Source organism: Pedobacter sp. CFBP9032, assembly GCF_034045265.1.
Taxonomy (GTDB): Bacteria; Bacteroidota; Bacteroidia; order Sphingobacteriales; family Sphingobacteriaceae; genus Pedobacter.
This window is the reverse complement of the sequence record NZ_JAXCWE010000007.1, coordinates 202520-228640: the sequence shown is the minus strand read 5'-3', so window position 1 is coordinate 228640 and position 26121 is coordinate 202520. Positions and strand designations below refer to the sequence as shown.

Genomic DNA, 26121 nt, shown 5'->3' with positions numbered 1-26121 from the left:
GCTTCAAAATAACTTCTGCCAAGAAAGAAGGCGCGCTTAATGTCTGCGATTCAAAATAGAATTCATAACCAGACCAGATTTAAAAAATCCAAACATACAAGGAGGGCAGAATGCAATTTATTTATGATTATGATTAAACAACAGAAAGCTTCCAGTTATTTTAATTTGCATACCAGCTTGAAGGGGCATTACTGAATGCACGAAATTTATTCTTCGTGATCAGTTTGAAATCCAATTTAATTAATAAGGCATTAAGAAAGTTCCTGAACATTAAGTTCTTTTGCTGATCATATCTTTCAGCCATAAATAGTCTCATTTACCTTTCTCACAGCGATCCGCAAATTCCTCTTTCGGCATTACATAAGTAAGGTACATATACACATTATAATCGAACTGTTTGGGTGAGGTATCTATATTATAAATTTTACCGCTATCCTTAACACCGCTACCTATAGCCGTTAAAGGTCTATTTGCACCTCTTAAGCTAAAGCACATTAGGGGCTTTTCTTTGGTGCCGTATTCTGGGCTATTGAAATCATCTTTGTTTACTTTGAGCATTACGGTAGAGTCACCTATGTCATTCCAAAAAAGCGTGGTCAAATCTACCATTCCAATCCTAATGTGCCTTTTGTAGAATGGCGAATAAATATCTTGATAACGATAATAGGATAACTTACTGTTGCTTCCTGTCATATTTTTTCTAACCAATTTATTTTCAATCTGTTCGCTTATAAAAGGGTTTTTATCAAATGGCATATCACTAGTGTTCGGCATTTTAAACTTCAACTCTATAACATTTTCTATATAAGGCTTTATAAATGGCTCTACATTATCGTTTTCTTTGATAAAATATTTGTTATAAATAAAGATTATTAATGGTAAGAATAACATAGCACCAATAATATAGCCTAAAGCCCCACCTATATTCTTTAAACACCTCATTTACCTTTCTCAAAGCGATCCTCAAATTCCTCTTTCGGCATTACATAAGTAAGGTACATATACACATTATAATCGAACTGTTTGGGTGAGGTATCTATGTTATAAATTTTACCACTATCCTTTACACCGCTACCTATAGCCGTTAAAGGTCTATTCGCACCTCTTAAGCTAAAGCATATTAGGGGCTTTTCTTTGGTGCCGTATTCTGGGCTATTGAAATCATCTTTGTTTACTTTGAGAATTACGGTAGAGTCTCCGATATCATACCAAAAACTACGATTAATATCAAACATTACTATGCGTATATTCCTTTTCGTCACATTATCAAACACATCTCTAAATGCATAGTGTAACCGACTAGTTGCGTCTTTAGCCATATTTTTTGCAGCTATCTTAGTATTAATTAATTCATCCTGATATGGATACTCACCAACTGGCAGCCCTCTTGATTTAGGAATATGAATATTGACCTCTACTACATTAGATATATAGGATTTAGTGAATGAATCTGCGTCATTATTCTTCTTAAGAAAATATTTATTCCAAACAAAAATAATAATTGGCAAAACAATGATTGCACCAATTAAATAACCCATAAGACCTCCCATACCTTTGAACCACCTCATATTTATATAATTATTATCTCCTACAATATTTACTCACTGAATGCCATAGTCATCCCTTTCTTAATATTAGCAATTCTTTAACAACATTATTAAGTAGCTTATCCGCTTTTTCATTAGCAGCATTCTCAATAAAAAAAATAGCTACCGCTCCAGTGAGCCCTAATCATACTTTTTTTTATCCTTATAAAACCTGAGATACTCAGTAACATTATATCTGTGACGCCCCCCCATAAAACTTGGCCATTGTAAATTAGAAAAATTGGGCAATTATTGATAACTTAAAACAAATAATTTCGGCATAATGTAAGTTAAGTACTGTTCCTAAATGCTTTTAGAAAAATTACAATAATTACCCACTAACTACTGCAATACCATTATTCATATCTTCCGCCATTGCATTAGCCAGTTCCATCCTAGATTGTTCTGAAAACCAGGTAGCTACAAAAGGAAAAACAAAAGCGATAAGCCCCCCTCCTTTAACGGTTAATTTACCTAGATTTTTTATGTTTTGCAGTTTGATCGCTTTTAGATCAGGTAACACTTTGATCAAATCTCTTGGCCTTACAACATTATTTCCGTCAATTGATGATTTCACCAAACTCTCCGAGTATTTACCCTGCCTTATATTTTCAACAATTTGTTTTGCCTGCGCATTTTTATACATTTCTCTAGGATCAACATTTTCGATCTTTTTAAGATCTCCCGCCAGTTGAGATCCCTGTTTTAATTCCGTATAATTTCCTTTGATGTCCTTTATATACTGCCGTCCGTTAAAAAAAACTATTAATTTCCCAGAAGGGTCTTTAGCAAACCAACCTGTTTTGCCATCGACTTCCATTATATCAGGGCTTCCCAAATCTCCTGGAGTTGATCCAGTCGGGTCTTTTATAAATCCAGGAAGGATCTCATTATTATCAACCTCATTCATGTTTTGATAATGCTGATTATCACTCAATGCGGTTGACCGAATCGCTTCACGCTCTCCATAAGACGCAACAGTTACGGCCCCCATCGTTCCACCCATCCATAAAGCAACTTTAGTTACTCCCCATGCACCCGCAGCTTCTCCAAAAGCTAAAACCGCACCAGCCCCACCGAAAAAAGAAGCTATACCGTTAGTCCAAATTTCTTTGTTATTTAAAGCATCTATTCTTGCAGCATATTTTTCTGCAACTGCTTGACTGAAAATTGGCGAAAGTATTCCGCCAGCATCACATATCAACATAGAATTTTGTGTAATCGCATTTTGCTTATTAAACTTTACGGTTTGGTGTTCGATCTTCCAATTTCCCTTACCTAATGCGCCTGTACATTTATGACTAATTTGTGTAGCATGGTACAAGCCTATAGCCATTACACCAATGCCAGCAGCTATAACCCAACCTATAGGATTTGAAAGCAATAGTGCTCCAACGATTAATCCTGCTCCAAATGCTAAAAAACTCCACATTGCATTTTTGGGGCTTTTGCACGGAAACTCTTTATCAATGTTTTTATCTTCAATTGTCAACAGAGTTCTGGAACCCTTGCTATAAAAAACACTGATTTCTGATCGGGTATCAATAAATTTTCGCGTTGCGCTGTCTGTTTGAAATGTACAGACTGCATAAACATTTTTAGGAATATAAGATGCGCTCATAATTCATTAGGTTTAGAGTAAAAATATTGCCCCATGCGGTGGAGATTTAATGATTTAACTATCTTACAATCAAACAAATCAACTTCTTCAATAAATTGGTTGAGTATCTTCTTTAATTGTTTGTTTTTTGACAGGTCTTTTTTGTCGTTAAATTCGAAATCAGAAACATAAATTGATTTTCTATTATTAAAAAGTATTTCAAAAGCAACTCTTGATGATTTAGATAAATTATAATTAATGCTATATAAACCGATAAAATCAGTTTTTTTGTACACATTTATTTTATCGTCAATTTTAATCGCTAGCGGGTTCTTTGTAAAAGATATATGAACCGTAGAGGAAGCAGCCTTTAGAATTAAAGTAATCCCTAAAACGATTAGTGCGAAGGTAATCATCATGAAAAACAGCTTAAAGTTGATTCCCACCAAAATATAATATAAACAAAAAGAACCAGCTACAACCAATAGCACGATTATATTTATGGTTAATGGCTTTAAAGTTATTAGATCTTTAAACTCAAAATCATTTACAATTTCCTGTTTCATAGTATTGATAATCAATCTGGATTAAAATTGATCAATTTATTCTAACCTGGAATACCAGCATGCACCAAGTTTTTGAATTGACCTTAAACTATTTTTATTTACGAACGAAAAGTTTAACTCCTTTTTTGCCGTAATTAAAAATCTTCTTAAGAGTTTTGCTTTTTCTTTATCTATAGTTTGCGATGTACTCGTATCTGTTAAATTGATATTTTTCCCATTACTTAATTTGATTTGGATAGAGATAAACGACTTTTCTACCCGTTCATAATCGTAACTGTAAAAGCCTGAAATATCCGTTTTCTTATACTTTTTTAGTTGTTTTTTATTTTCTTCTATGTAAAAAAAACACTGATCAAAATAAACTACTATAGTTTTTGTCATAAAAAATTTTATCAGTAAAAGCATGATTATACCAAAAACAAAAAACGTGAAAATTAATCCAAATGTTCCGAAATGACGAAAGCCTATTTCACTATATATAAAAAACAACGGAACCGCAATAATGAATCCTAAAATATAATTTACATAATATGGCAGCGTCGTCACTGGCCTTAAAATGAATTTTTCATTTTTATAATTTTGCATACTTTCTAATTTTTTGATTGCGCATACCAGCTTGAAGGGGCATTACTGAATGCACGAAACTTACTCTTTCTGATCAGCTTAAAATTTAATTTGGTTATTAAAGCTTTTAAAAAAGCCCTGAACATGACATTTCTTTCCTTATCATACTTTTCAGCCAAAAAAAGCGCTGAATACTCATTTGCCTCGAATACCTTTCCATTTCTATAATATATTGTTATAGACGAAGCAAGGCTTTTTTTAGTTGAGTCTGAATGGTTAAAGGCTGCCTCATCATGAAAGTAAAATCCATTAACTTCACTAAGTTTAATTGAAATTGTTTTTTTTCCATCGCTGATAATTAAATTATCCCCTACAATACTCAATTCCAGAGTCTTACTAGTTAAAAAACTTCCCCATATATAGACTAATAGTACAATAGCTAAACAGATTAACAATCCAGTAGGTTTAACGTAAAACTATTCATTATACAAAAGAACACAGTGACAGCCAAAACAAGAATAAAAATATAAGAAAAATAAGGCTTGTAAGTAATTACCTTCTTAAAATTGATTTTGCTCGTCATAATTCATTTAATCTATTTTTTTCAAATCAAATTGAGTGATAAATTGATAGTTATACTTTACTTCTTCTTTTAAATTTGCTTTTGCACTTACGATTAAAGTAGTTTTTTTATCGATTATCCTCCTTACGATATATTCATAATTATATTCGGTAAAATCGTATTCTATCATTGGCTTATAGAACTTATTATATTGTTCTTCCAAAACAGCGTTATCTAATCCGTCCTTCACCAATTTACCTACAGTCATTATTTCTACGGTTTCGTTATTTTCATCAATAATACCATGGGTTAATTCCAACTCTATTGGAACATTAACAAATATCTGAGAATTGAATTTTAACCTTTGCTTAACTGGCCTATCAATCCAAGGATCATAGTCATTGAATAGTATATGAAAGAAAAAAGCTTTTTCATAAGTTTTTATCAGGTTCGCTTCCGAACCAAATTCGGTATCCCCCCCAAGGATAAAACCTTCAGCAGCTTTAAAATCATGTTGTAATAATGCCTTGTAGAAACTTGTTTGCATTAGTTTCGGCTTAAAAGCTTCCCATTGATCTTTTATATCTGTATAATTAACAATACTTTCAATTATATTGTCCTTATTTAGGGTTAACATAACATTTTCTTTACTATATTCGAGAGGCTCGGTAGCAATGATTGCATCCTTTAATACTTCTGGATTTATTTTATACAGAAATTGCTCTAAGCTTATTTTCGCTTTATTTGTTTCATAGTATTCTAAATGATACTGTTTCTTTGTTGTGCAATGAAAACTAATATTATCTTCAACCTTGGTTATATTCATCTGTTCACATCTGTAACGTGCTTCCAAAGTAACTCCTTGCTTAATGTAATCTTCCGCTTTATTTTCAATAGCCGAGTTTGAGCTATTATTTGTAAAAGATATTTCTTCTTCATCAAAAAATTTAAATCTGCTACTCATAATTAATTAATATCTACTTGACTACCTGTTATTGTTTGTACACCTCCTGAAGTTTGCGAGATCGTGGCATCCGAGCAAACGACAATCGTTCCCTGCGATTCTAAATTGTAAGTTTTACTACCAACGTTTACAGCAGTTGTACCAACTGTACCCATATTCACCGCTGTACCTGGCATTTTACCCGCATTCGCATTAATCGCATCCGTGCCCTGAATGTTAATCACTTTCCCAACAATATCAATCGTTCCGTCTTTTTTCAGCGTGATGCTGCTCTCGCCTGTCCTAATCACAATTGTCTCTGCAGATTCTGCCGTAATTTGCCCCGGGCCGTTTTCAACCTTGACAAAATTAGCACCGTTTGTACCCAGGTTCAGTGCATGGTTTAAATCATCAAAGGTTAGTGCACTTCCCTTCCTGGAGGTTAACCCTTTAGTGTTACTATTTTTGAATCCCTTGCTATCGCCACTCTTACCATGGTAAACACTGCCAATTACTACAGGCCGCGCAACATTACCTTCTTCAAAAGCAATCACCACCTGGTCTCCTTTTTCAGGAATCACGTGAAAGCCCCTGTTTTTACCTGTATCGCCACTTCCGGCGTTTGGACTCACTACCCTTAACCATTCTGTAGGGTCGTTGGTTTGGCATTCCCACTTAAATCGCACCTTAATCCGGCCCTGCCCTTGTGGATCATCATTATCCAGCACATCTGCCAGTTGCATATCCGGACTCGGCTTATCATAATTTTTTACCAGCAAGCGTTCGGTGGTAGCTACCAAACCTTCGAAAGTATTGCTATACTTACCCGTTCCGTCAATTTGATGGTTGATGTTGGTAATCAGGAATTTGCCCAGACTTTCGGTAGCAAATGCAATTTCCTGCCTGATGCTCATGGTAATTTCTGCTATGGTACCAATGCCCAGTTCAGCATTATCCCCACTGGCATTTACTTTTAACAGTTCGCTGATGTGCGCCTTTTCCTCATTTTCTACATGACTTTTAATATCACTTCCGTTGTCTACCCGGATTAATGAAGGCTGATTGAAAGTTTTACTGTACATCAGGTTTGATGCCTTTATCGCATGAGCCAGATCAGGATGGCCCTCTGCTTTACCAGTACTTTCGCTATGCAACATTTCATCTTGCTTCGGATTGTAAGCAAAACGTTTATTTTTGATCGGTGCAACTTCCATGGCATATTGCAGGTTGTGTACATCACGTCCGTAAAATAAGGCAACGTCTTTTTGTTGATCTGGTTTTCCGAAATTCAGCTGCAAGCCATCATAATACAGCCATTCGTGATATTCACCCGATAAGCGGTTCAGAAATGCCCAGTCGCTTTCCTTATATTGAATCAGGTAATCGATAGTTGATTGTCTGGAAGCGTTTGCTACGATTTTCAAATCATTGGCTGGGGTATCATTGGTGGCGAGTTTTACAATATCATCCAAATCCTTATCGAGATATGAGCCCAAATCTTCACCCCGATCAATTAAAATAGTCGGACTATACCCACTTACAATCAACACACCATGGTAACCATGGCTTTGCGAAAGTTCTACTTTGGTAACCAGGCCGGCAAAGTGTTGCATTCGCTCCGGTGAATGTCCAAAGGATGCGGAAAGCGTTTTACCAACAAAATCCCGGCTATCATCTAAGTTGATTAATCCGGGAGTACCCAATTGATCATGATTAAAATGGAGCTCAAAATAGTGATGTTGATTAAATGCCTGCAACAGATTAAATGAGGCAAAATGCATGATCGGAACATCCTCTATATTAATTTCTACAATAAGTTTATTTTCCATAGTTTATAATATTGCTAAAGAGCAGTTCTAGATTTAGATCGATTTATAAATAACAATTTTGTAAATACCTGGATAAAAATGCACTTCAAAAGGCATGTTTGCCGTATCTCTCCTATGCGATGGATCGATAACCTTTTTAGTGTAAGGATGAACTTCAATGGTATTTCCTTTCTTCAAGTAACCATTACCAATCATGGTGTCGATATCATTTGGTTTAACATGGATGCAGCCATGCGACTCTGTCAGCTGGAATATTTTTCTGCTTGCAGTTGAAGCCTCATCCACGGGGGTAGTGTGGATAAAGTCGCCCATGATATGCTCCTTTCCATTCATTCGCCGATCATGGTTAATATCTTTGAAATACTTTACGGAAACATGCCCGAAGTCGTTAAAAAGCCACTTGGTAGGAATAGGAGAATTTGGATAAAGTGTACGTTGATATTGTAAAACCATATCTCTAACCCCTTTCTGGTCATTCTTATACTGCGCCCATTTGGCATTTACATCGGTTAACTTTTTCCAGGTACCATTTAATTTCACCATCACGATCCCGCCATCAATTTTAACGTAGGTTCCCCAGGCTATGCCAGACCAAATTGCATATCTGCCATAACTAACATGCTTTTCTACGCTCTTAATTACAAACCTTCCTGCGGTTGTTGAAGTTTGTGCGTGTCCGTCACCTCCCATCTTTACATCAGATGGGCCTCCATGTGCATCAAATTCTTTAAGTTTTAAAAGCGTTTTCATTCTGGTTAATTATTTTGATTTCAAAACTTCTACTGTTACCACCTTTGCTTCAGCCAGGTTTGCATGATCATTATAGGTTAATTTAAGTGAGGTACCCGGAAATACATCAATTTGCACCGGAAGTGGCTGAGCCGTTACCCCTATCAATGGCTTCTCAGGCTTAATCTTTCCGAAATAGCGGGTAAAATCTTCTACAGATAAGGCGTCTGAAATAACTTTAGGAAGCAGAAAAATGGCACCAGCTTGAATGGAATCAATAGCATTACCATGATGATAAACCTGCATCACGATATTTTTTTCGTTATCAACTTTTGATGGATCATGCATTGTTAATGGGAGGCGGTTAGAAAATTCATGATTAAACGCGATAAGATTCGTTTCATTAAATTTCTTTAAAGGAACCCTGGTTACAGAATCAATATAGGCAAGAAAAAGCCGTGGCACTTTAATTTCTGTAACATCCCCAGGTTGATGACTACTTTCCTGATGCTGATGTTCGCCACTACAACTTAAAATACTGCAAAGCAAAGCTGCTAAAACAACTAAAGGAAATATTTTGAATTTTGAAACTGGAAAAACCATTTATACTAGATTTAATTAACCTGAAACGATATTGAAAATTTCACGCGAATACTACTTTTACCTATCCGAAACCAGCAGTATAAAATTAGTTTCTGCTTTAGTGGATTAATAGGATGCCAGTAATAATCAGGTATAGGGTGTGAGGTTTCTTTTCGAATGAGTGGAAGAAACAGCTGGATCAATAGACGATGGCCAGTTATTATTTAGATGCCAGGTTAGCTTCCTATAAGGAATAAACCGATCATCAAGATCGCGAAAAAACTTCAATCTAGCTATGAAAGCCATGTGGTTTAGGTTTGGAGGTTAACAAATTTGGTTAAGGTAGGAAAGGCTACCGCGTCAGCTTAAATCCAAATATCAGGCCAAAATCATGTTTATCAATCTATTGCAAAGAAAATGATAACTGGAAAATTGTAGCTATTAAAATTAAAACACTGTATAAACCGCAGTAGAATGCATATTCCGAAACCTAAGCATGTGGAAAACTTATCGAATCTATAAATAACCAGATACAGTTAGGTAGCGAAAAGATAAACAAACACAAGACAAAATCGAATATAAATGTAGTCTAAATGATATATTTCTAACATTAAAACGTTTATTCATCATACGGGAATAATAGACACAAAAAAACAGGTAGCCATTCAAGCTACCTGTCTTATCCACTTTCAAAGAAATTTAATATTAAACCTCTCTCTTATTAATAAAGAAATATACGGGTACGCCCAGTAAAACAATAATAAGACCAGGCCAGGTATACTGCTGCTTATAAATGAGCAACAAAATACAGAATGCAGCACCAATTAACAGATAAACAATAGGTGTAATTGGATATAGCCAGGTTTTGTAAGGCCTTTCTAAATTTGGTTTCTTCAACCGCAAATAGATCACGCCGAAAACAGTAATCATATAAAAAAGCACAATCACAAAAGAAATCATATCTAATAGATTCCCATATTGACCACTTAAACATAAAACTGCGGCCCAAATGCCCTGCATCCAAAGTGATTTTTCGGGCACCCCATTTTTATTATTTTGAAGGGCTGCTTTAAAAAACATCCCATCTTTAGCCATGGTTTGAAAAACCCTTGCACCTGCCATTACCAATCCGTTTACGCAGCCAAAAGTAGAAATCATCACCAAAACAGCCATTATTATGGTACCTATTCCATTACCAAATATTTGCGCTGAAGCCACTACGGCAACTCTATCGTTCGGTGCAAATGCAATGCTATCTCTGTTTAAGGTATTGAGGTAGACAAAATTAACCAATAAATATAAAATCATCACGGCCGATGTACCCAATACCATAGATCGCACCACATTCTTTTTTGGGTTTTCGATTTCACCTGAAACAAAGGTTACGTTTTCCCATGCAACACTCGAAAAAACAGAACCCACCATTGCAGCAGCAATTCCGCCCATAATGGTCATACCGGAAATAGATTCCCAACCAGACTTTAATAAATTGCCGCCTGAATCTGTTTTGAGATTATTGAATGCATCCCATCCAAAACTCATATTTCCTGCCCAAAAGCTATTTTTAACCAACAAGAAGCCTAAGATAATTAACCCTATCAAGGCGATAATTTTAGAACCTGTAAAAATATTTTGGAGGATTTTTCCACTTTCAACACCTTTGGTATTGATATACGTTAACAGTAAAATAACGCCAATAGCCAAAATCTGGATCCAGGTTATTTTATATCCGCCACTCTGAAAAATCGGAGCTGCATCATTTAAAGCAGGGATTAAATAGGCAGTAAATTTACCAAAGGCCACTGCAACAGCCGCAATAGTACCCGTTTGGATGACTGTAAATAGCCCCCAACCGTATAAAAAGCCCATCATCTTACCAAAAATCTCTTTCAGATAAGTGTATTGCCCCCCGGCTTTCGGAAACATAGCAGACAGTTCTCCGTAAGAAATTGCCGCAGCAACAGTCATTACGCCGGTAATTACCCAAACTACAATCAGCCAATAGCCAGAACCTAAATTCCTCATAATGTCAGCACTTACAATAAAAATACCGCTGCCGATCATTGATCCCATCACGAGCATTGCTGCATCGAAAAGACCAAGCTTTCTTTTAGAAGTGCTCCCTTCTTGTATTTTTTCCATCCTTTTTGTTTGGTTTACCTTAGTTGGTGGCTAATTTATTTATAAAAAAAGATAAACCATCCTGTTCGGTTGTAATTATTTGAATAGGATTAATTCTGCTTATGTAACGTTAAAAGTTTAAGCACTAGGAAATAAAATTATTATATTGCTAATCAATAACCAAATCTTCAAAGTCAGTGTTCTGTGATGTATGAGCATTACAATTAAAAAACTGACGAATATGAACCAATAACCAAATATTAACTATGAATTTTTTACAAGACAATTTAATTTACAGTATTCCATTGCTGGGTCTCGTTGGAATAATTGTGATGCTAATCAAAAGTTCCTGGGTAAACAAACAGGATGCGGGCGACAAAAACATGCAGGAGCTGGCAGGTTACATTGCCGATGGTGCAATGGCTTTTCTTAAAGCAGAATGGCGTGTGTTGAGCATCTTTGCTGTTTTTACTGCCGCACTTTTAGCCTATTCCGGAACGATAACCGAAATTAATGGCGTTCCGATGCATTCCAGCTGGATCATTTCTCTTTCCTTTATTATTGGCGCCGTGTTTTCGGCAACTGCCGGATATATTGGAATGAAATCGGCAACCAAAGCAAACGTGAGAACCACACAAGCAGCCCGAACCAGTTTAAAACAAGCCCTCAAAGTTTCGTTTACCGGTGGAACAGTAATGGGATTGGGAGTTGCAGGCTTAGCCGTATTAGGCCTCGGTGGACTCTTCATTGTATTCTTACAAATATTTCATGTTACAAATGCAAATAGCGTAGAGATGAGGACCGCGATTGAGGTCTTAACCGGTTTCTCCCTTGGCGCAGAATCTATTGCCTTATTTGCCCGCGTTGGCGGAGGAATTTATACTAAAGCAGCAGATGTAGGCGCGGATCTAGTTGGTAAAGTGGAAGCAGGAATCCCGGAAGATGATGTTCGGAACCCGGCAACCATTGCAGATAACGTAGGTGATAATGTTGGTGATGTAGCAGGTATGGGAGCCGATTTATTTGGATCTTATGTGGCTACTATTTTGGCAACAATGGTTTTAGGACAGGAAATAACTGTTAGTGACAATTTCGGTGGTATGTCTCCCATTTTGCTTCCAATGGTTATCTGTGGTTTAGGTATTATATTTTCCATCATCGGCACCTGGTTTGTAACCATTAAAGATGACAAATCTAATGTGCAAACGGCACTAAACCTGGGTAACTGGTCGTCAATTCTGATTACGGCAATCGCATCCTTCTTTATTGTGAAATGGATGTTACCAGAAACTTTGAGTCTCCGTGGCTATGCGTTCACTAGTATTAATGTTTTCTACGCGATCATGGTTGGCCTGGTTGTAGGCACCATTATGAGCGTGGTAACCGAATATTTTACCGCCATGGGAAAAGGGCCGGTAAATTCTATTATTCAGCAATCTTCCACCGGGCATGCAACAAATATCATTGCAGGTTTATCAGTAGGAATGAAATCAACCGTAATACCGATTTTGGTTTTAGCCGGAGGGATTATGGCATCTTATCATTTCGCAGGTTTATACGGGGTAGCTATCGCAGCAGCTGGTATGATGGCCACCACGGCCATGCAACTGGCCATTGATGCTTTTGGACCGATTGCAGATAATGCAGGTGGAATTGCAGAAATGAGTCAGCTTCCTCCAGAGGTACGGGAACGAACTGATAATCTCGATGCCGTGGGTAACACAACTGCTGCAACAGGCAAGGGTTTCGCTATTGCCTCCGCAGCCTTAACATCACTGGCTTTATTTGCTGCCTTTGTTGGCATAGCCGGAATTACCGCTATAGATATTTATAAGGCCCCTGTCTTAGCGGGATTATTTGTGGGCGGAATGATTCCTTTTATCTTTTCAGCACTTTGTATTCAGGCAGTGGGTAAAGCAGCTATGGATATGGTGCAGGAAGTTCGACGTCAATTTCGGGAGATCCCTGGAATTATGGAATATAAAGCAAAACCTGAATATGATAAATGTGTGGCCATATCTACCAAAGCCTCCATTCGAGAAATGATGATGCCCGGTGCCATTGCATTAATTTCTCCAATTATAGTTGGATTTACCTTCGGGCCTGAAGTTTTAGGTGGATTACTGGCAGGTGTTACCGTAACCGGTGTGCTGATGGGAATTTTCCAAAGTAATGCCGGCGGTGCCTGGGATAATGCCAAAAAATCATTCGAACAAGGGGTGATGATCAATGGAGAAATGTTTTATAAGAAATCAGAGCCTCATAAAGCATCCGTAACCGGCGATACAGTAGGTGACCCTTTTAAAGACACTTCTGGTCCTTCTATGAATATTTTAATCAAATTAATGTCCATCGTATCTCTGGTTATTGCTCCATACATTGCTGTTAAAGCGGTAACTACGGCAGATAGCGTAGAAGTTCGTAAAGAAATAAGCATTCAGCAAAAAACTGACCGCCTTGGTAACAAAATTACTGACACTTTAACCAATACGCCGATACGCTAACCAATTAATAGTAAAAACATCAATATAATTTCATCGTAAAAGGGATTTTAACACAATCCCTTTTACTTTTTGGTAATTTTTATTTAGGTTTACCGCTTATTATCATAAAAATCAACAAACAAAGACTAAACAACTTATGAATCTAAAAAAGCCTATTGATGTGCTTATAGCAGAATCTGCTGAAAGTGGTGAGGGCACACTCAAACGGACACTGAGCAGTACAAGTCTCGTTGCACTGGGTATCGGAGCCATTATTGGGGCAGGTTTATTCTCTTTAACAGGTATCGCAGCAGCAGACCACGCTGGTCCTGCTGTAACATTATCATTTGTACTTGCTGCGGTAGGTTGTGCATTTGCAGGATTGTGTTATGCCGAATTTGCTTCGATGATTCCGGTAGCAGGTAGTGCATACACTTATTCTTACGCTACCATGGGCGAATTTATGGCCTGGGTAATAGGATGGGATTTAGTATTGGAATATGCGTTGGGCGCTGCTACGGTGGGTGTTTCATGGTCTGGATATTTCAATAAACTCCTCCACGAATTTGGCCTCGAAATGCCGCTCTTTTTAACAAAATCATTTGCAGAAGCTGATGGCGGAGGTATAAATCTTCCTGCAGTAGTAATTGTTTCCCTACTATCACTGATGTTAATCCGTGGTACTAAAGAATCGGCAAGCCTTAACAATGTTTTAGTTATTGTAAAGGTTACTGTTGTAATTGTATTTATAGCACTAGGTTGGAAATTCATTAATCCGGCTAATCATACCCCTTATATTCCTGAAAACACAGGTGTTAAAGGTGAATTTGGTATTTCTGGTATTGCAGCAGGTGCCGCACTTGTATTCTTTGCATTCATCGGTTTTGATGCTGTTTCGACAGCAGCACAGGAAGCGAAGAATCCACAGAAAGGAATGCCAATCGGTATCTTAGGTTCTTTGGTAGTTTGTACTATACTTTATGTTTTGTTTGCTCACGTAATGACAGGTTTGGTACCTTATAGTATCTTCAAAGGTGATGCCTCTCCAGCTGCAACTGCATTTAAAGTAACAGGATACGGCTGGTTACAAATGGGTTTAATCATTGCCATTTTAGCAGGATATACCTCAGTTATATTAGTAATGCTGATGGGACAATCCAGGGTATTCTATACCATGTCTAAAGATGGATTGTTACCGAAATTCTTTAGTAACATCCACTCAAAATTCAGAACGCCTTTCAAAACCAACTTATTCTTTATGGTTTTTGTAAGTATCTTCGCTGGTTTTGTACCGGTTACTGACTTAGGTCATATGGTATCTATTGGTACATTGTTCGCATTCTCATTAGTTTGTATTGGTGTATTGTTATTACGTAAAACAGATCCAGACAGGCCTCGTCCTTTCAGAACTCCTTTGGTTCCATTTGTACCAATTATGGGTGTAATTGTTTGCGTTTACTTAATGTCGTCACTGCCGCTTGAGGCTTGGATCAGGTTAGCAATCTGGATGGCGTTAGGAACTGCGATTTACTTCTTCTATGGGAAGAAAAATTCAGTTCTAAGAAATAAAGGAAAAGTTGTTCCACCACTTGATCCACCAAACCCAAAATTATAGTTAAAAAACATTAAATATTTCAAGCCCCGACCAAAAATCGGGGCTTTTTTTATGTTAAATAATTGTTAATAAATTACCTTTGCAAAAAAATCAGAAATGAAGTCCATTCTACCGTTAAAAAGCAAGCCTTTTATTATCGCTTTCCTATTGTTCTGCACTACGTCTGTTTATGCACAAAGAACAATTAACGATGTAATGGATTCTACTACTGTAAACCATTTACTGATTATCTCAAAGAAATACGGCTCATTATCTTTTAGTGGCTACCTGCAGCCGCAATACCAGGTTGCCCAATCTAATGGTACCCTAGCTGAATACCAGGGTGGGAATTTTGGTGAATATACCAGCAATCGTTTCCGTTTGAGACGTGGCCGCTTACGTGCCGATTATATGTTGATGGATGATAACAATAATCCATCTACTTACTTCGTGCTTCAGTTTGATGGAACTGAACAAGGTGTAAATGTTAGGGATTTCTGGGGACGTTATTATGAAAATAAATGGAAACTATTATACGTAACATTGGGTCTTTCAGGCCGCCCGTTTGGAAATGAACTCCAGTTGTCATCGGCTGGACGTGAAGCTCCGGAACGTGGGAGAATGTCGCAAATTTTGATGCGAACAGAACGTGATTTAGGGGTTACCTTTACCTTTAATCCACGTTGGAAAAATGCTAAGTTGAAGAATTTTGTTTTCGATGCTGGGGTTTACAACGGACAAGGTTTAGCGGGTCCTGCAGAGTTTGATAACAGTAAAGATTTCATTTTCAGACTAAGCCACAAACCCTATATCATCAAAAGTATTCCCTTATCCATTGCAGGCGGAATAAGTACATTGCAAGGTGGTTTAAATCATCGATTGCCAGTGAGCTATAAGATGGAACAGCAGAATCAGGTATGGCAAATGGTAAAAGATTCTTCAGCGAATACCATTAACGCAGTAGCGCCAAGACGATACTATGGTGCAGATGTTCAGTTTGCCACTACCTCTAAAAGCTGGAAAACAGAGTTGAGGGCAGAAGTTATTTCCGGCCTTCAAACCTCTACAGCTACAACCTCTGCTACTCCAGGCTCCTACCCCGTAGATAGCAAATCGATTCCACTACCTTATTACACCCGGAATTTTAGTGGCGCCTACGTTACTTTCGTACAAACATTAAACAGTACCGATAATCAATTTATTTTAAAGTACGATTGTTACGATCCAAATACCAAAGTACGCGGAATGGGTGTGAATGCCAATCAGGGGTTAACAGCTGCAGATGTTCGTTTTGATACTTTTGGATTTGGTTTTTTACATCATTTCAATCCACATTTCAAAGCTGTTATTTATTATGATGTGATTAAAAACGAATCTACTGAAATCTCTGGATATGAAACGGATAGAAAAGATAATGTGTTTACCTTGCGCACGCAGTTTTACTTCTAATAAAAAAATCTAAAATGAAGTATTAGCACAAATTGCGCTACCTTTGCCTAAAATGGTGCTGCTATGAAACTTGATTTTTTGAAATTTGATATCAATCAGATCCTCACTACAACGATGGTTATTTTTGCCATCATTGATATTCTGGGATCTATCCCTGTTGTTATTCAGTTGAGAAAAAAAGCCGGCCATATTGAGTCAGAAAAAGCTTCAATCGTAGCTACCGGACTAATGATTTTATTTCTTTTTTTAGGAGAATCATTACTAAAGGTAATCGGCCTGGATGTGGAATCTTTTGCCATTGCAGGTTCGATCGTAATTTTTTGTATTGCTATGGAAATGGTTTTAGGTTTAACTATTTTTAAAGAAGAAGCACCTGAAACCGTTTCAATTGTTCCACTTGCTTTCCCATTGATAGCTGGAGCAGGTACCATGACCACATTACTTTCGCTTAAAACTGAATACCAAACGCAAAATATTTTAGTAGGAATTATCCTGAATATGCTTTTCGTTTATTTTGTGTTAAAAAATACAGAAAGACTGGAAAGACTTTTCGGCAAAACCGGATTAAACATTCTTCGTAAAGCATTTGGAGTAATTTTACTAGCCATTGCCATTAAGCTATTTAGAAACAACACAGGCTTGTAGCTAACAGGAAACCAGATCATAAATTGATGCGATGCTCCGTCTATGATGAGGCTGTAACAACGATGACAAATTTTTGTCAAAGAATAAATCTAACCAGGGATGAACAGCTTTGAAGAATATACATTGGCAATAGGCGCAATAGCCATTCTGATTGAGGCTGTTAAATACCTTAAAAGAAATTTGAAACGATTTTTTGAGCAAGGTTAACAGATTCTCATTGATTGCTTGGTTCGTTTATCACGCGCCTTACAAAAGAATCTTCCCTATAGGATTGCTATGTGCAATGAGTGATTTTTTACGAGAACAAACGACTTCTGACAATCCTTAACCGCCTAGACTTCTACCCCTATAACCTCCAAAAAACCAGCATTTGGCACATGCACTTACTAACCCCTAAACCCCTCTAACCTACTAAACCTCTAACTCCTTAACCCTCTAACCTCTAAAACCCTTAAATCTAACCCTTCTTAATCAACCTCGCGACGAACATCGTATCAGCCTGATTTTTGTACCCCTTAATCAATTCCATTTTTTCTAACGCTAAGGGAAAGTTAGCTACCAGATGCTTAATAACCTCTTCATTTTCCTCAGCAAAAGCCGAACAAGTGATGTAAATTAATGGTTTACCAGGTTTGAGATATTTAATAACATTCTGTGCAATAGATTTTTGAATATTAGCGAAAAAAGCGATCTTTTGGTCAGAAAAAAAGCTGAGCATTTCAGGCGTTCTGCCCCAGGTTCCGGAACCCGTACAGGGAGCATCTAAAATAATCCCGTCGAACTGGTAATGATGCAGAACCTGATCGTTATTCTTTAAAAGATCCAGTTCTTTTTTATGGTATTTTTTAATCCCTGCAAGGCGAAAACGCTCATCAAGATTTTGTAAGATACTTTCTCGTAAATCACTCACAAGCAATTCTATAACAGGCTCTAAACTATGTAAAAGCAGTGTCTTTCCGCCAGATGCCGCACAGCAGTCCCACCATTTATCCCATTTTTTCGGTTCAAAATAAGTACCCGTATGTTGTGAAGAGAGATCCTGAACCTGATAAGTTCCTTCTTTCAAAACTGCTTCTAATTTGGTTCCATTAGCTAAGGCTAAAGCGGTTTCATTAATCGCCTTTACTGGTATGTCTTCGTTCTGTAATTGGGAAAGAATCTCTTGCTGATGCGGAGCAGCTACACGGATAAATAAATCCGGTTGTTTAAAAAATGATGTAAAAAACTCAGTTTGATCAATACCTTCTGACAAATGCGCATGATAAGGGTAAACATCTTCTAAATTAAATTCTGAATATGCAGCCATTACCAAACTCAACTTTTCTCCTAAAGGTGCTGTAACCTGAATGCTCCAATCGGGAAACTTTTGTTCCACAATCGGGCTCAAAGTTTCATGACAAAGAAAATCAGCGATGCATAATCGCTCCTCATTGTTGAGGGTATTTAGTGCTTTTCCTAGCCTAAAGAAGCTATAAATGTGCCGAGTTGCCCATCGCCTGTCGGATGAACCCATTTTCTTGTTTTGCTTAAAGTACGCCGGTAAAAAACGGTGTAACGGCAAAACTCCATCGTAACTTTTTAAAATTTGCTCAAAGGCGTTCAACTGGTGAATGGCTTTCATAAAAGAGGAATAACTTAGTTTACAATTTCTAATGCAAAGTTTTTGTATTTCAACAGCATTAAACTGGTGTTAATGTACCCTAATTTTTCGTCATGAATAAAAGAAAATGTATTATGAAGGCCTTTATATTTTTCTTTAGTAAGGTATTCGCGGTATTCTTCGCCGTGATCGCTTAATAGTTTACCAAAATAATAGCCTACATCGAAACCTTTGAAGGCATATTCGCCAGGTTCAAATCCATGCTTATAACGATACTTTTTAATAAAACTGATTACCGAAGCATTTTTATAATCTATTTTATAGGAAGAAGTAATGATTGTATTTAATGCCTGAATTTTATCTGTAGGGTAATTTTGCTTTACCCAATTCGGATGACCAAACAAATCTATGCTATAACCGCCTGAAGCCAAATTTTTAAGTTTATATAACTTTTCAATTGTCGGCAAAACAAAAGCACGGTCTGAAGAGGTTACCACAATAGCATACTTCTTTCCTTTTTGCATTTTGGTTTCAAAAGTAAAAGCTGATGCATATTCCTGAACCAAAAACTTACTATTCTCCCGAAGATATGCCCTGATTGGAACTGCAAACGCTTCATCTTCTGTTTTTTTAGGATTGATGATCACTACAATTGTATTTGTAGGATTAAAATTCTTCGAAAGATAAGCGCCGATTCTTTCGCCATGTATTTCAATATTATTTACGATAGAGATAAGATTCGGATTATTAAATTCAGCAGGATTAGAGGCTGCTAGTGGTGATACAATGGTGCTATTATTCTCTTTAGAATAATTAGAGATATACTTCAGGCCATCTGGAAATACTGGCCCTATAATTAAATTACTCTGTTTAAAGCGCTCATTTTTAAATAATGATGAAATGTGAGCATTATCATCTTGTGTATCAAAAACATTTAATTTAAAATTAAGTCCTGCAGCGGCAGCGGAGTCCAGGCCCATTCTAAATCCCTGATAAAAATCAATCGGCATAGCAAACTTCTCAATATCAGATTTTGTTGCCGTCTTTAAGTGCAACTCATTTAATTTAAATGGAACTAAAAGAGAAACATTCGCCTGTGAGAACTTTTTTGTCGGCTTTTTTTCTTCCGGTTTTTCTTTTTCTTTCGGTTTAGCAGTATCTTTTTTTGTTGTCCTGACTTTTGGTGAACAGGCAGCTAAAAACACTACCAGCAGCATCAAAATCCAATAATTCCCTTTTAAATTCATACGTGTATTTTAAACAAAATATGCTGGCAAATGTTTAAACCGCCAGCATAATCCTATTATTTTTTAATTGAACCCCAACTTAGGACTCAAGACTCTGAACTAATTTTATTCCCATTCAATCGTTGCTGGTGGTTTAGAACTGATATCATAAACCACTCTGTTAATTCCTTTCACCTTGTTGATAATCTCATTAGAGATTTTTGCCAACACCGGATAAGGTAGATGACACCAATCTGCAGTCATACCATCGAGCGATTCTACTGCTCTTAGGGCAATTACGTTTTCGTAAGTACGCTCATCGCCCATTACTCCTACCGATCTTACTGGTAAAAAGATGGCGCCTGCCTGCCAAACCTGATCGTAAAGGCCTGCTTCCTTTAAATTATCAATATAAATCTTATCGGCATCTTGTAATATGGCCACTTTTTCTGGCGTAACCTCTCCAATAATACGGATTCCTAAACCAGGCCCTGGAAAAGGGTGTCGGCCTAAAATAAATGTTTCAAGTCCCAAAGCTTTACCTACTCTTCTCACTTCATCCTTAAACAAAGTTTTAAGTGGCTCTACCACTTTGAGTTTCATAAAATCCGGCAAACCACCCACGTTATGATGCGACTTAATGGTAGCCGACGGACCATTTACTGATACAGACTCGATGATATCAGGATAAATTGTTCCCTGAGCCAACCATTTTACATCTTGAATTAAATGCGATTCCTCATCAAAAACTTCTATAAATACCCGCCCGATAATTTTACGTTTTTGCTCCGGATCTTCTACTCCAGCCAATTGCCCAAGGAATTTATCTTTAGCATCTACGCCTTTAATGTTCAGCCCGAAATCTTTATATTGTTCCAGCACACTTTCGTATTCATTTTTACGTAATAAACCGTTATCTACGAAGATACAGTGCAGGTTTGTTCCAATAGCTTTATGCAATAATACTGCAGCCACACTACTATCTACCCCTCCAGAAAGTGCCAAAACAACTTTATCATTACCTACAGTCGCTTTAATATCTGCAATGGTGGTATCAACAAAAGCTGTTGAAGTCCAATCCTGACTACAACCACAGATATCCACAAGGAAATTTTCTAAAAGAACTTTTCCATCAATACTATGTGTAACCTCAGGGTGAAACTGAATGGCGTAAGTATTTGAATCTTTAATATGATAAGCTGCAACTTTAACGCTGTCTGTACTGGCAATTAATTCAAAATTTTCAGGAATGCTGGTAATGGTATCCCCGTGGCTCATCCAAACCTGAGAATCGATATTAATTCCTTTAAATAATTTATTCTCCTGGTTAACGAAACTTAGATTTGCACGTCCATATTCGCGGGTAGATGATGGTTGTACAGCACCCCCAGATTGTTGGGCAATATATTGGGCACCATAACAAACCGCCAATAAGGGATATTTGGTATGGTAATTTGATAAGTCTATTTGAGGCGCATCATCCTGACGAACAGAGTATGGGCTACCTGAAAAAATAACACCTTTAACATCTTCGGTAATCTCAGGAAGATTATTGAATGGATATATTTCACAGTAAATATTTAGTTCGCGAACTCGACGGGCGATGAGTTGTGTAAACTGCGAACCAAAATCGACAATAATGATTTTTTCTTGCATCCGCAAAGCTACCAATTAGATATGAGATTTGAGAGGGAGATTTAAGATTTTAAAGATAATTTAGTAAATGATTTTATGTGCTTATAGGTTTAGGATTGTTTAGCAGTTTAGAGGTTTAGCACAACTATTTAAGATTTAGTATTGTCTATAGTTTCAATAATCCATCTTACCAACTAATCAACTTCCCATCTCCTCCTACGCCTCCCCAAACAACTTCACCTCTACCCCAAATTTCTTCAAAAAATCAACACCTTCATCGCTAGGCAAACCTTTATAGGCCGCATAAGATTTAGAATAATAGACCAGTTTAATACCCGACGATAAAATTAACCTGGCGCAGGCAATACACGGAGATAATGTGGTATACAAAGTACAGCCTTCTATCTTTGATCCGTTTTTTGAGGCATAAAGAATCGCATTCTCTTCTGCATGCAGCGCCAGCGAACAACTTCCCTTACTATCCCGTGCGCAACCATGTTCGGGCCATTCTTCATCACAATTATGGGTTCCTGCCGGAGGGCCGTTATAACCTATGGAGATAATCCGTGTGTCTTTGGTAAGCACAGCTCCAACATGAGCACGAACGCAATGCGAACGGGCAGCCAGGTCTGTAGCCAGATTCATGAAAATGGTATCGAAACTTAATTTATCAGTCATGTGAATCAATAAAAAAGCCACCGTGAATTGATCACCGTGGCTGTAAAATTACTTTAATTAATGTTAATGTCCGCCTTCGGCAGTAATATTTTCCACGTCAATTCCCTGCTTTTTAAGTTCGCCACTCACTTTCCAGGCGAAGAAAATCAGGTAAGCAAAACCAAGAACCGGAATGATATATGAATGGTGAATCCCTGCGCTATCAGCAAGTTCTCCCTGGATTGGCGGAATAATCGAACCGCCCAAGATCATCATGATTAAGAAAGAAGAACCTTGTGAAGTATATTTTCCTAAACCAGTAATAGATAAAGAAAAAATTGATGGCCACATAATTGAACAACATAATCCACCACTTACAAAGGCAAAGATAGCAACATGTCCGGTGGTCATTAATCCAATAATCATGGCAACTGCACCCAGCGTACCAAAAATGGCCAGTGTTTTTGCAGGCTTCTCCTGGCCAATAAACACGGCTGCAACCATTATGGCCACACAAATTGCGTAAACATATAAGTTACCTACATCTGTTCCTGTTGCATGATTTACGCCCAGAATAATACCAAATGCCACGAAAGGAACAACGATCGTTAAAATATTTTTGACAGCCTTACTCAGGTTGAATGCACTTACAGCGCCAGCCCACCTTCCAATCATCATACTTCCCCAATACAACGAAATGTAAGGTTTGATATCGGCATCATTAAGACCGCCAAAGGCCGGAAGTTTTAACAAAGCGCCCAAATTACTTTGAATAGTTACTTCAGTACCTACATACATGAAGATGGCAAGCATTCCCAAGACCAGTTGTGGATATTGCATGGCTCCCCAACTTGCGGCATTATCTTTTTTCGTGAAATAGCCAAATAACAGTGCAGCTAAGATAATCACCAAAGAGGAATATACGAAGATAGAAGCGCTTACTCCTGTTAAGTTAGCCAACGGACTTGCGGCCGCAACCATTAAAAAACCAAGAATCATTACGACTAGCGGTCCGGTAGGTCTGCTACTGGCTTCAATTTTTTCGGTACTCGTCACATCTGGAAGCTTCGATACAGCGAAGAACACCGCAACAGCCAGAAACAACCCTGCCAGAATATAATAAAGATTATTAATAGAGGAAATTTCTACCACTTTTGCAACAGCATCATTTGCAGTGCCGAAAAGCACCACACTCACAATAACCGGGCCCATCAAACCGCCGAAGTTGTTGATACCTCCTGCCAGATTTAAACGGTGTGCACCGCTTTCTGGTTCACCAAGTGCTACTACAAAAGGATTTGCTGCCGTTTGTTGTAATGAAAACCCTAGTGCAATTACAAAAAAAGAAAATAATATAAACAGGAATGACCCGGAATGAACAGCAGGAACCATTAGTAAAGCACCTCCGGCCGAGATAATTAAACCCGCAATAATACCTTTTTTGTAACCTATTTTATTCAGAATATCGACCTTGGTAGCCTGAGATGCAAAATATAGGATCAGCGATCCAATAAAATATCCACCATAAAAGGTAAAATCGATAAGTTGAGATTCAAATTGCGTTAATTTAAAATGAGTTTTACAAAAGGGGATAAATATGCCGTTTGACGCAGCAACAAAGCCCCAAAAAAAGAATACGGTGATGATCGTATACAACGCCGTACCATAATTTTTTGTAGTTTCTTTTGACATTTCGTTTTTTAGTGTTTTTAGTTTTAGTGCGGATAAACATAGATAAAAAAAAATTAAAAAACCGTAATATTTACAACCCCGATCTAACAAAAATAAATGTTACATGTTTAGGTATAAAATTGCATATTCGCATATTATAAACAATACAATACATGTTTGAAGCCATATTATTAGGTATTGGGGCAGGGATTATTTCGTCTTTTTTAACAGGTCCGGTATTCTTTGCAATGATAAAAACCAGTATAGAAAGAGGCTTTATGGCTGGGTTTTCTTTAGCTATTGGGGTAATAATAAGTGATATAATATTAATTGCACTGGTTGTTTTTGGTAGCCAGTTTGTTGATTACAAAGCCAGTTTTGATAAATATGTGGGTGCTATTGGCGGTATATTTCTACTCGCTGTTGGGATCTATTATCTTGTTTCCAAAATTAAGGTTCATTATGATAGTTCGACACTTCAAAAAGTAAGTAAAAGAAGTTATGTATTGAAAGGTTTCCTGATGTGCATCCTTACCCCTTCTACTTTGATGTTCTGGATTATTGTGAGTGGAATTATATCTGTAAAGCTCAACAACATGCTGAACGAAAAACTCGTATGCTTTTTCATTGCCATGGTTACGCAGTTGAGCATCGATGCTACTAAAAGCTTCTATTCCAGCAAACTCCGATACAAAATTAAGGAAGATGCACTTAAAACACTGAATAAAATCGCCGGAGTCATTATCATATTTTTCGCTTTCTGGCTGATCTACAAAACTTATATTCAGTTCTATGCGTAAAAGGTATAGCTGATGCTTTAAATCGTTGTTCGTCTATCGTTTGTAGTTTTTTGCCTGTCTGGTAAATAAACTGCAGGATGCTTCACTACGCACTGGATGATCATATCGCTATCACCAACCTGCCTACCGGACCGCAGAAAATGATGGAAGGGGAAAACGTTTGAATTTTTGCACCAACGTTCAAATACCCCAAACCCAAAGTAGCGCGAACGGCCACAAGCGATCGCCACCTAGCTATCCGGCCTAGGAGATGCATCCTAGCGATCGACACCTTGCTCGCTTAAATATTTCCCGCAGATTAAGAAGATTTACGCAGAATCTAGTGGTAAAAATCTGCGGTGATCATTTAGAGCTGCGAGACTAACTTATACTATATTGGAAGACAGCTCGTACGTTAGCGATCGCCACCCTGGTATAGCCACATGCTATTGCCGCCCTGCATCCGGCCTAGGAGATGATGGAAGGAGAAGCCGTTGAAATTTTTGCACCTCCGTTCAAATACCTCAAACCCAAGGTAGCGCGAACGGCTCTTAAGACAAATCTTTTATTCAATAGGAATCGAGCCCTTGTGCTACCGCTCATTAAATTTCGACGCGCTAATCCAACATCAGATCCAAGCCTTGGACTTTTGTTACTTTTGGGCCAAGCCAAAAGTAAAAGCCCTTCGGCGGCTAGCCGAGGCAAGCCTAGCGCAGCGGAAAGACAGCCAGTTCAAAAACCACCCCGCCCTGCGGGCACCCCTCCAATGGAGGGGAATTACAATCGCACCCTGCTCGCTTAAATAGTTTTCCCGCAGATTAAGAAGATTTACGCAGAATCCAGTGGTAAAAATCTGCGGTGATCATTTAGATCTGTGGACTAAACTTGTACTATGTTGGAAGACGGTTCATACCTTAGCGATCGCCACTGTGCTATAGCCACATGCTATTGCCGCCCTGCATCCGGCCTAGGAGATGACGGAAGGAGAAGCCGTTGAAATTTTTGCACCCACGTTCAAATACCTCAAAGCCAAGGTAGCGCGAACGGCTCTTAAGATAAATCTTTTATTCAATATGAATCGAGCCCTTGTGCTACCGCTATATAAATTTCGACAGGCTAATCCGACATCAGATCCAAGCCTTGAGTTTTGCTTCTTTTTGTCAAGAAAAAGAAGAAAGCCCTTCGGCGGATAGCCGAGGCAAGCCAAGCGCAGCGGAAAGACAGCCAGTTCAAAAACCACCCCGCCCTGCGGGCACCCCTCCAATGGAGGGGAATTACAATCGCACCCAGCGATCGACAC

The 26121-nt window shown here is 37.8% G+C and carries 21 protein-coding genes; 5 read left to right on the top strand and 16 right to left on the bottom strand.

Going from position 1 to position 26121, the window contains the following annotated elements:
* Nucleotides 1-312: 312 nt before the first annotated feature.
* The 11 genes from SOM16_RS14990 to SOM16_RS14940 form a co-directional block, all read right to left on the bottom strand.
* Nucleotides 313-942, bottom strand: a complete 630-nt coding sequence (locus SOM16_RS14990) for a hypothetical protein (RefSeq protein WP_320464809.1) — start codon at nucleotides 940-942, stop codon at nucleotides 313-315.
* The gene (locus SOM16_RS14985) at nucleotides 939-1568 is read right to left on the bottom strand and encodes a hypothetical protein (protein WP_320464808.1); all 630 of its coding nucleotides are present in this window, start codon (nucleotides 1566-1568) and stop codon (nucleotides 939-941) included. Before SOM16_RS14985 ends, SOM16_RS14990 begins: the two co-directional genes overlap by 4 nt.
* Before the next feature lie 349 nt (nucleotides 1569-1917).
* Complete coding sequence (locus SOM16_RS14980) at nucleotides 1918-3207, bottom strand: hypothetical protein (protein ID WP_320464807.1); 1290 nt, start codon at nucleotides 3205-3207, stop codon at nucleotides 1918-1920.
* The gene (locus SOM16_RS14975) at nucleotides 3204-3752 is read right to left on the bottom strand and encodes a hypothetical protein (RefSeq protein WP_320464806.1); all 549 of its coding nucleotides are present in this window, start codon (nucleotides 3750-3752) and stop codon (nucleotides 3204-3206) included. The genes SOM16_RS14980 and SOM16_RS14975 overlap by 4 nt, the downstream gene beginning before the upstream one ends.
* A 36-nt stretch (nucleotides 3753-3788) precedes the next feature.
* Nucleotides 3789-4133 (bottom strand): hypothetical protein, encoded by a 345-nt coding sequence (locus SOM16_RS14970; RefSeq protein ID WP_320464805.1) that lies wholly within the window; start codon nucleotides 4131-4133, stop codon nucleotides 3789-3791.
* A gap of 209 nt (nucleotides 4134-4342) precedes the next feature.
* Nucleotides 4343-4771 (bottom strand): hypothetical protein, encoded by a 429-nt coding sequence (locus SOM16_RS14965; RefSeq protein WP_320464804.1) that lies wholly within the window; start codon nucleotides 4769-4771, stop codon nucleotides 4343-4345.
* Nucleotides 4772-4906: 135 nt separating this feature from the next.
* The gene (locus SOM16_RS14960) at nucleotides 4907-5842 is read right to left on the bottom strand and encodes a hypothetical protein (protein ID WP_320464803.1); all 936 of its coding nucleotides are present in this window, start codon (nucleotides 5840-5842) and stop codon (nucleotides 4907-4909) included.
* Nucleotides 5843-5844: 2 nt separating this feature from the next.
* Nucleotides 5845-7650 (bottom strand): type VI secretion system Vgr family protein, encoded by a 1806-nt coding sequence (locus tag SOM16_RS14955; RefSeq protein WP_320464802.1) that lies wholly within the window; start codon nucleotides 7648-7650, stop codon nucleotides 5845-5847.
* 33 nt (nucleotides 7651-7683) lie between these two features.
* Nucleotides 7684-8400 (bottom strand): hypothetical protein, encoded by a 717-nt coding sequence (locus SOM16_RS14950; protein ID WP_320464801.1) that lies wholly within the window; start codon nucleotides 8398-8400, stop codon nucleotides 7684-7686.
* A gap of 9 nt (nucleotides 8401-8409) precedes the next feature.
* Nucleotides 8410-8982: a hypothetical protein gene (locus SOM16_RS14945; RefSeq protein WP_320464800.1), complete on the bottom strand. Its 573-nt coding sequence runs from the start codon at nucleotides 8980-8982 to the stop codon at nucleotides 8410-8412.
* Between the two features lie 684 nt (nucleotides 8983-9666).
* On the bottom strand, nucleotides 9667-11103 hold the full coding sequence (locus SOM16_RS14940; protein WP_320464799.1) for an APC family permease: 1437 nt from the start codon (nucleotides 11101-11103) through the stop codon (nucleotides 9667-9669).
* Between the two features lie 245 nt (nucleotides 11104-11348).
* Here SOM16_RS14940 and SOM16_RS14935 point away from each other — a divergent pair, with 245 nt between their 5' ends.
* The 4 genes from SOM16_RS14935 (at nucleotide 11349) to SOM16_RS14920 (ending at nucleotide 17253) form a co-directional block, all read left to right on the top strand.
* Nucleotides 11349-13586 carry a sodium-translocating pyrophosphatase gene (locus SOM16_RS14935; protein WP_320464798.1) on the top strand — a complete coding sequence of 746 codons (2238 nt, stop codon included), beginning with the start codon at nucleotides 11349-11351 and terminating at the stop codon, nucleotides 13584-13586.
* A 136-nt stretch (nucleotides 13587-13722) separates the two neighbouring features.
* A complete protein-coding gene (locus tag SOM16_RS14930) occupies nucleotides 13723-15180 on the top strand; it encodes an amino acid permease (protein ID WP_320464797.1) in 1458 nt (485 codons plus the stop codon).
* Nucleotides 15181-15276: 96 nt separating this feature from the next.
* On the top strand, nucleotides 15277-16608 hold the full coding sequence (locus SOM16_RS14925; protein WP_320464796.1) for a porin: 1332 nt from the start codon (nucleotides 15277-15279) through the stop codon (nucleotides 16606-16608).
* Between the two features lie 63 nt (nucleotides 16609-16671).
* Nucleotides 16672-17253 (top strand): MarC family protein, encoded by a 582-nt coding sequence (locus tag SOM16_RS14920; RefSeq protein ID WP_320464795.1) that lies wholly within the window; start codon nucleotides 16672-16674, stop codon nucleotides 17251-17253.
* A 457-nt stretch (nucleotides 17254-17710) separates the two neighbouring features.
* Here SOM16_RS14920 and SOM16_RS14915 read toward each other — a convergent pair whose 3' ends face one another.
* The 5 genes from SOM16_RS14915 to SOM16_RS14895 all read right to left on the bottom strand — a co-directional run bounded on the left by SOM16_RS14915 (nucleotide 17711) and on the right by SOM16_RS14895 (nucleotide 24063).
* A complete protein-coding gene (locus SOM16_RS14915) occupies nucleotides 17711-18874 on the bottom strand; it encodes an RsmB/NOP family class I SAM-dependent RNA methyltransferase (protein WP_320464794.1) in 1164 nt (387 codons plus the stop codon).
* Between the two features lie 14 nt (nucleotides 18875-18888).
* The gene (locus tag SOM16_RS14910; RefSeq protein WP_320464793.1) at nucleotides 18889-20100 is read right to left on the bottom strand and encodes an ABC transporter substrate-binding protein; all 1212 of its coding nucleotides are present in this window, start codon (nucleotides 20098-20100) and stop codon (nucleotides 18889-18891) included.
* Nucleotides 20101-20205: 105 nt separating this feature from the next.
* Nucleotides 20206-21735, bottom strand: a complete 1530-nt coding sequence (guaA, locus tag SOM16_RS14905) for a glutamine-hydrolyzing GMP synthase (RefSeq protein ID WP_320464792.1) — start codon at nucleotides 21733-21735, stop codon at nucleotides 20206-20208.
* 195 nt (nucleotides 21736-21930) lie between these two features.
* On the bottom strand, nucleotides 21931-22392 hold the full coding sequence (locus SOM16_RS14900) for a dCMP deaminase family protein (protein WP_320464791.1): 462 nt from the start codon (nucleotides 22390-22392) through the stop codon (nucleotides 21931-21933).
* 63 nt (nucleotides 22393-22455) lie between these two features.
* A complete protein-coding gene (locus SOM16_RS14895; protein ID WP_320464790.1) occupies nucleotides 22456-24063 on the bottom strand; it encodes an MFS transporter in 1608 nt (535 codons plus the stop codon).
* 152 nt (nucleotides 24064-24215) lie between these two features.
* Here SOM16_RS14895 and SOM16_RS14890 point away from each other — a divergent pair, with 152 nt between their 5' ends.
* Complete coding sequence (locus SOM16_RS14890) at nucleotides 24216-24842, top strand: LysE family translocator (RefSeq protein ID WP_320464789.1); 627 nt, start codon at nucleotides 24216-24218, stop codon at nucleotides 24840-24842.
* Nucleotides 24843-26121 lie beyond the last annotated feature (1279 nt).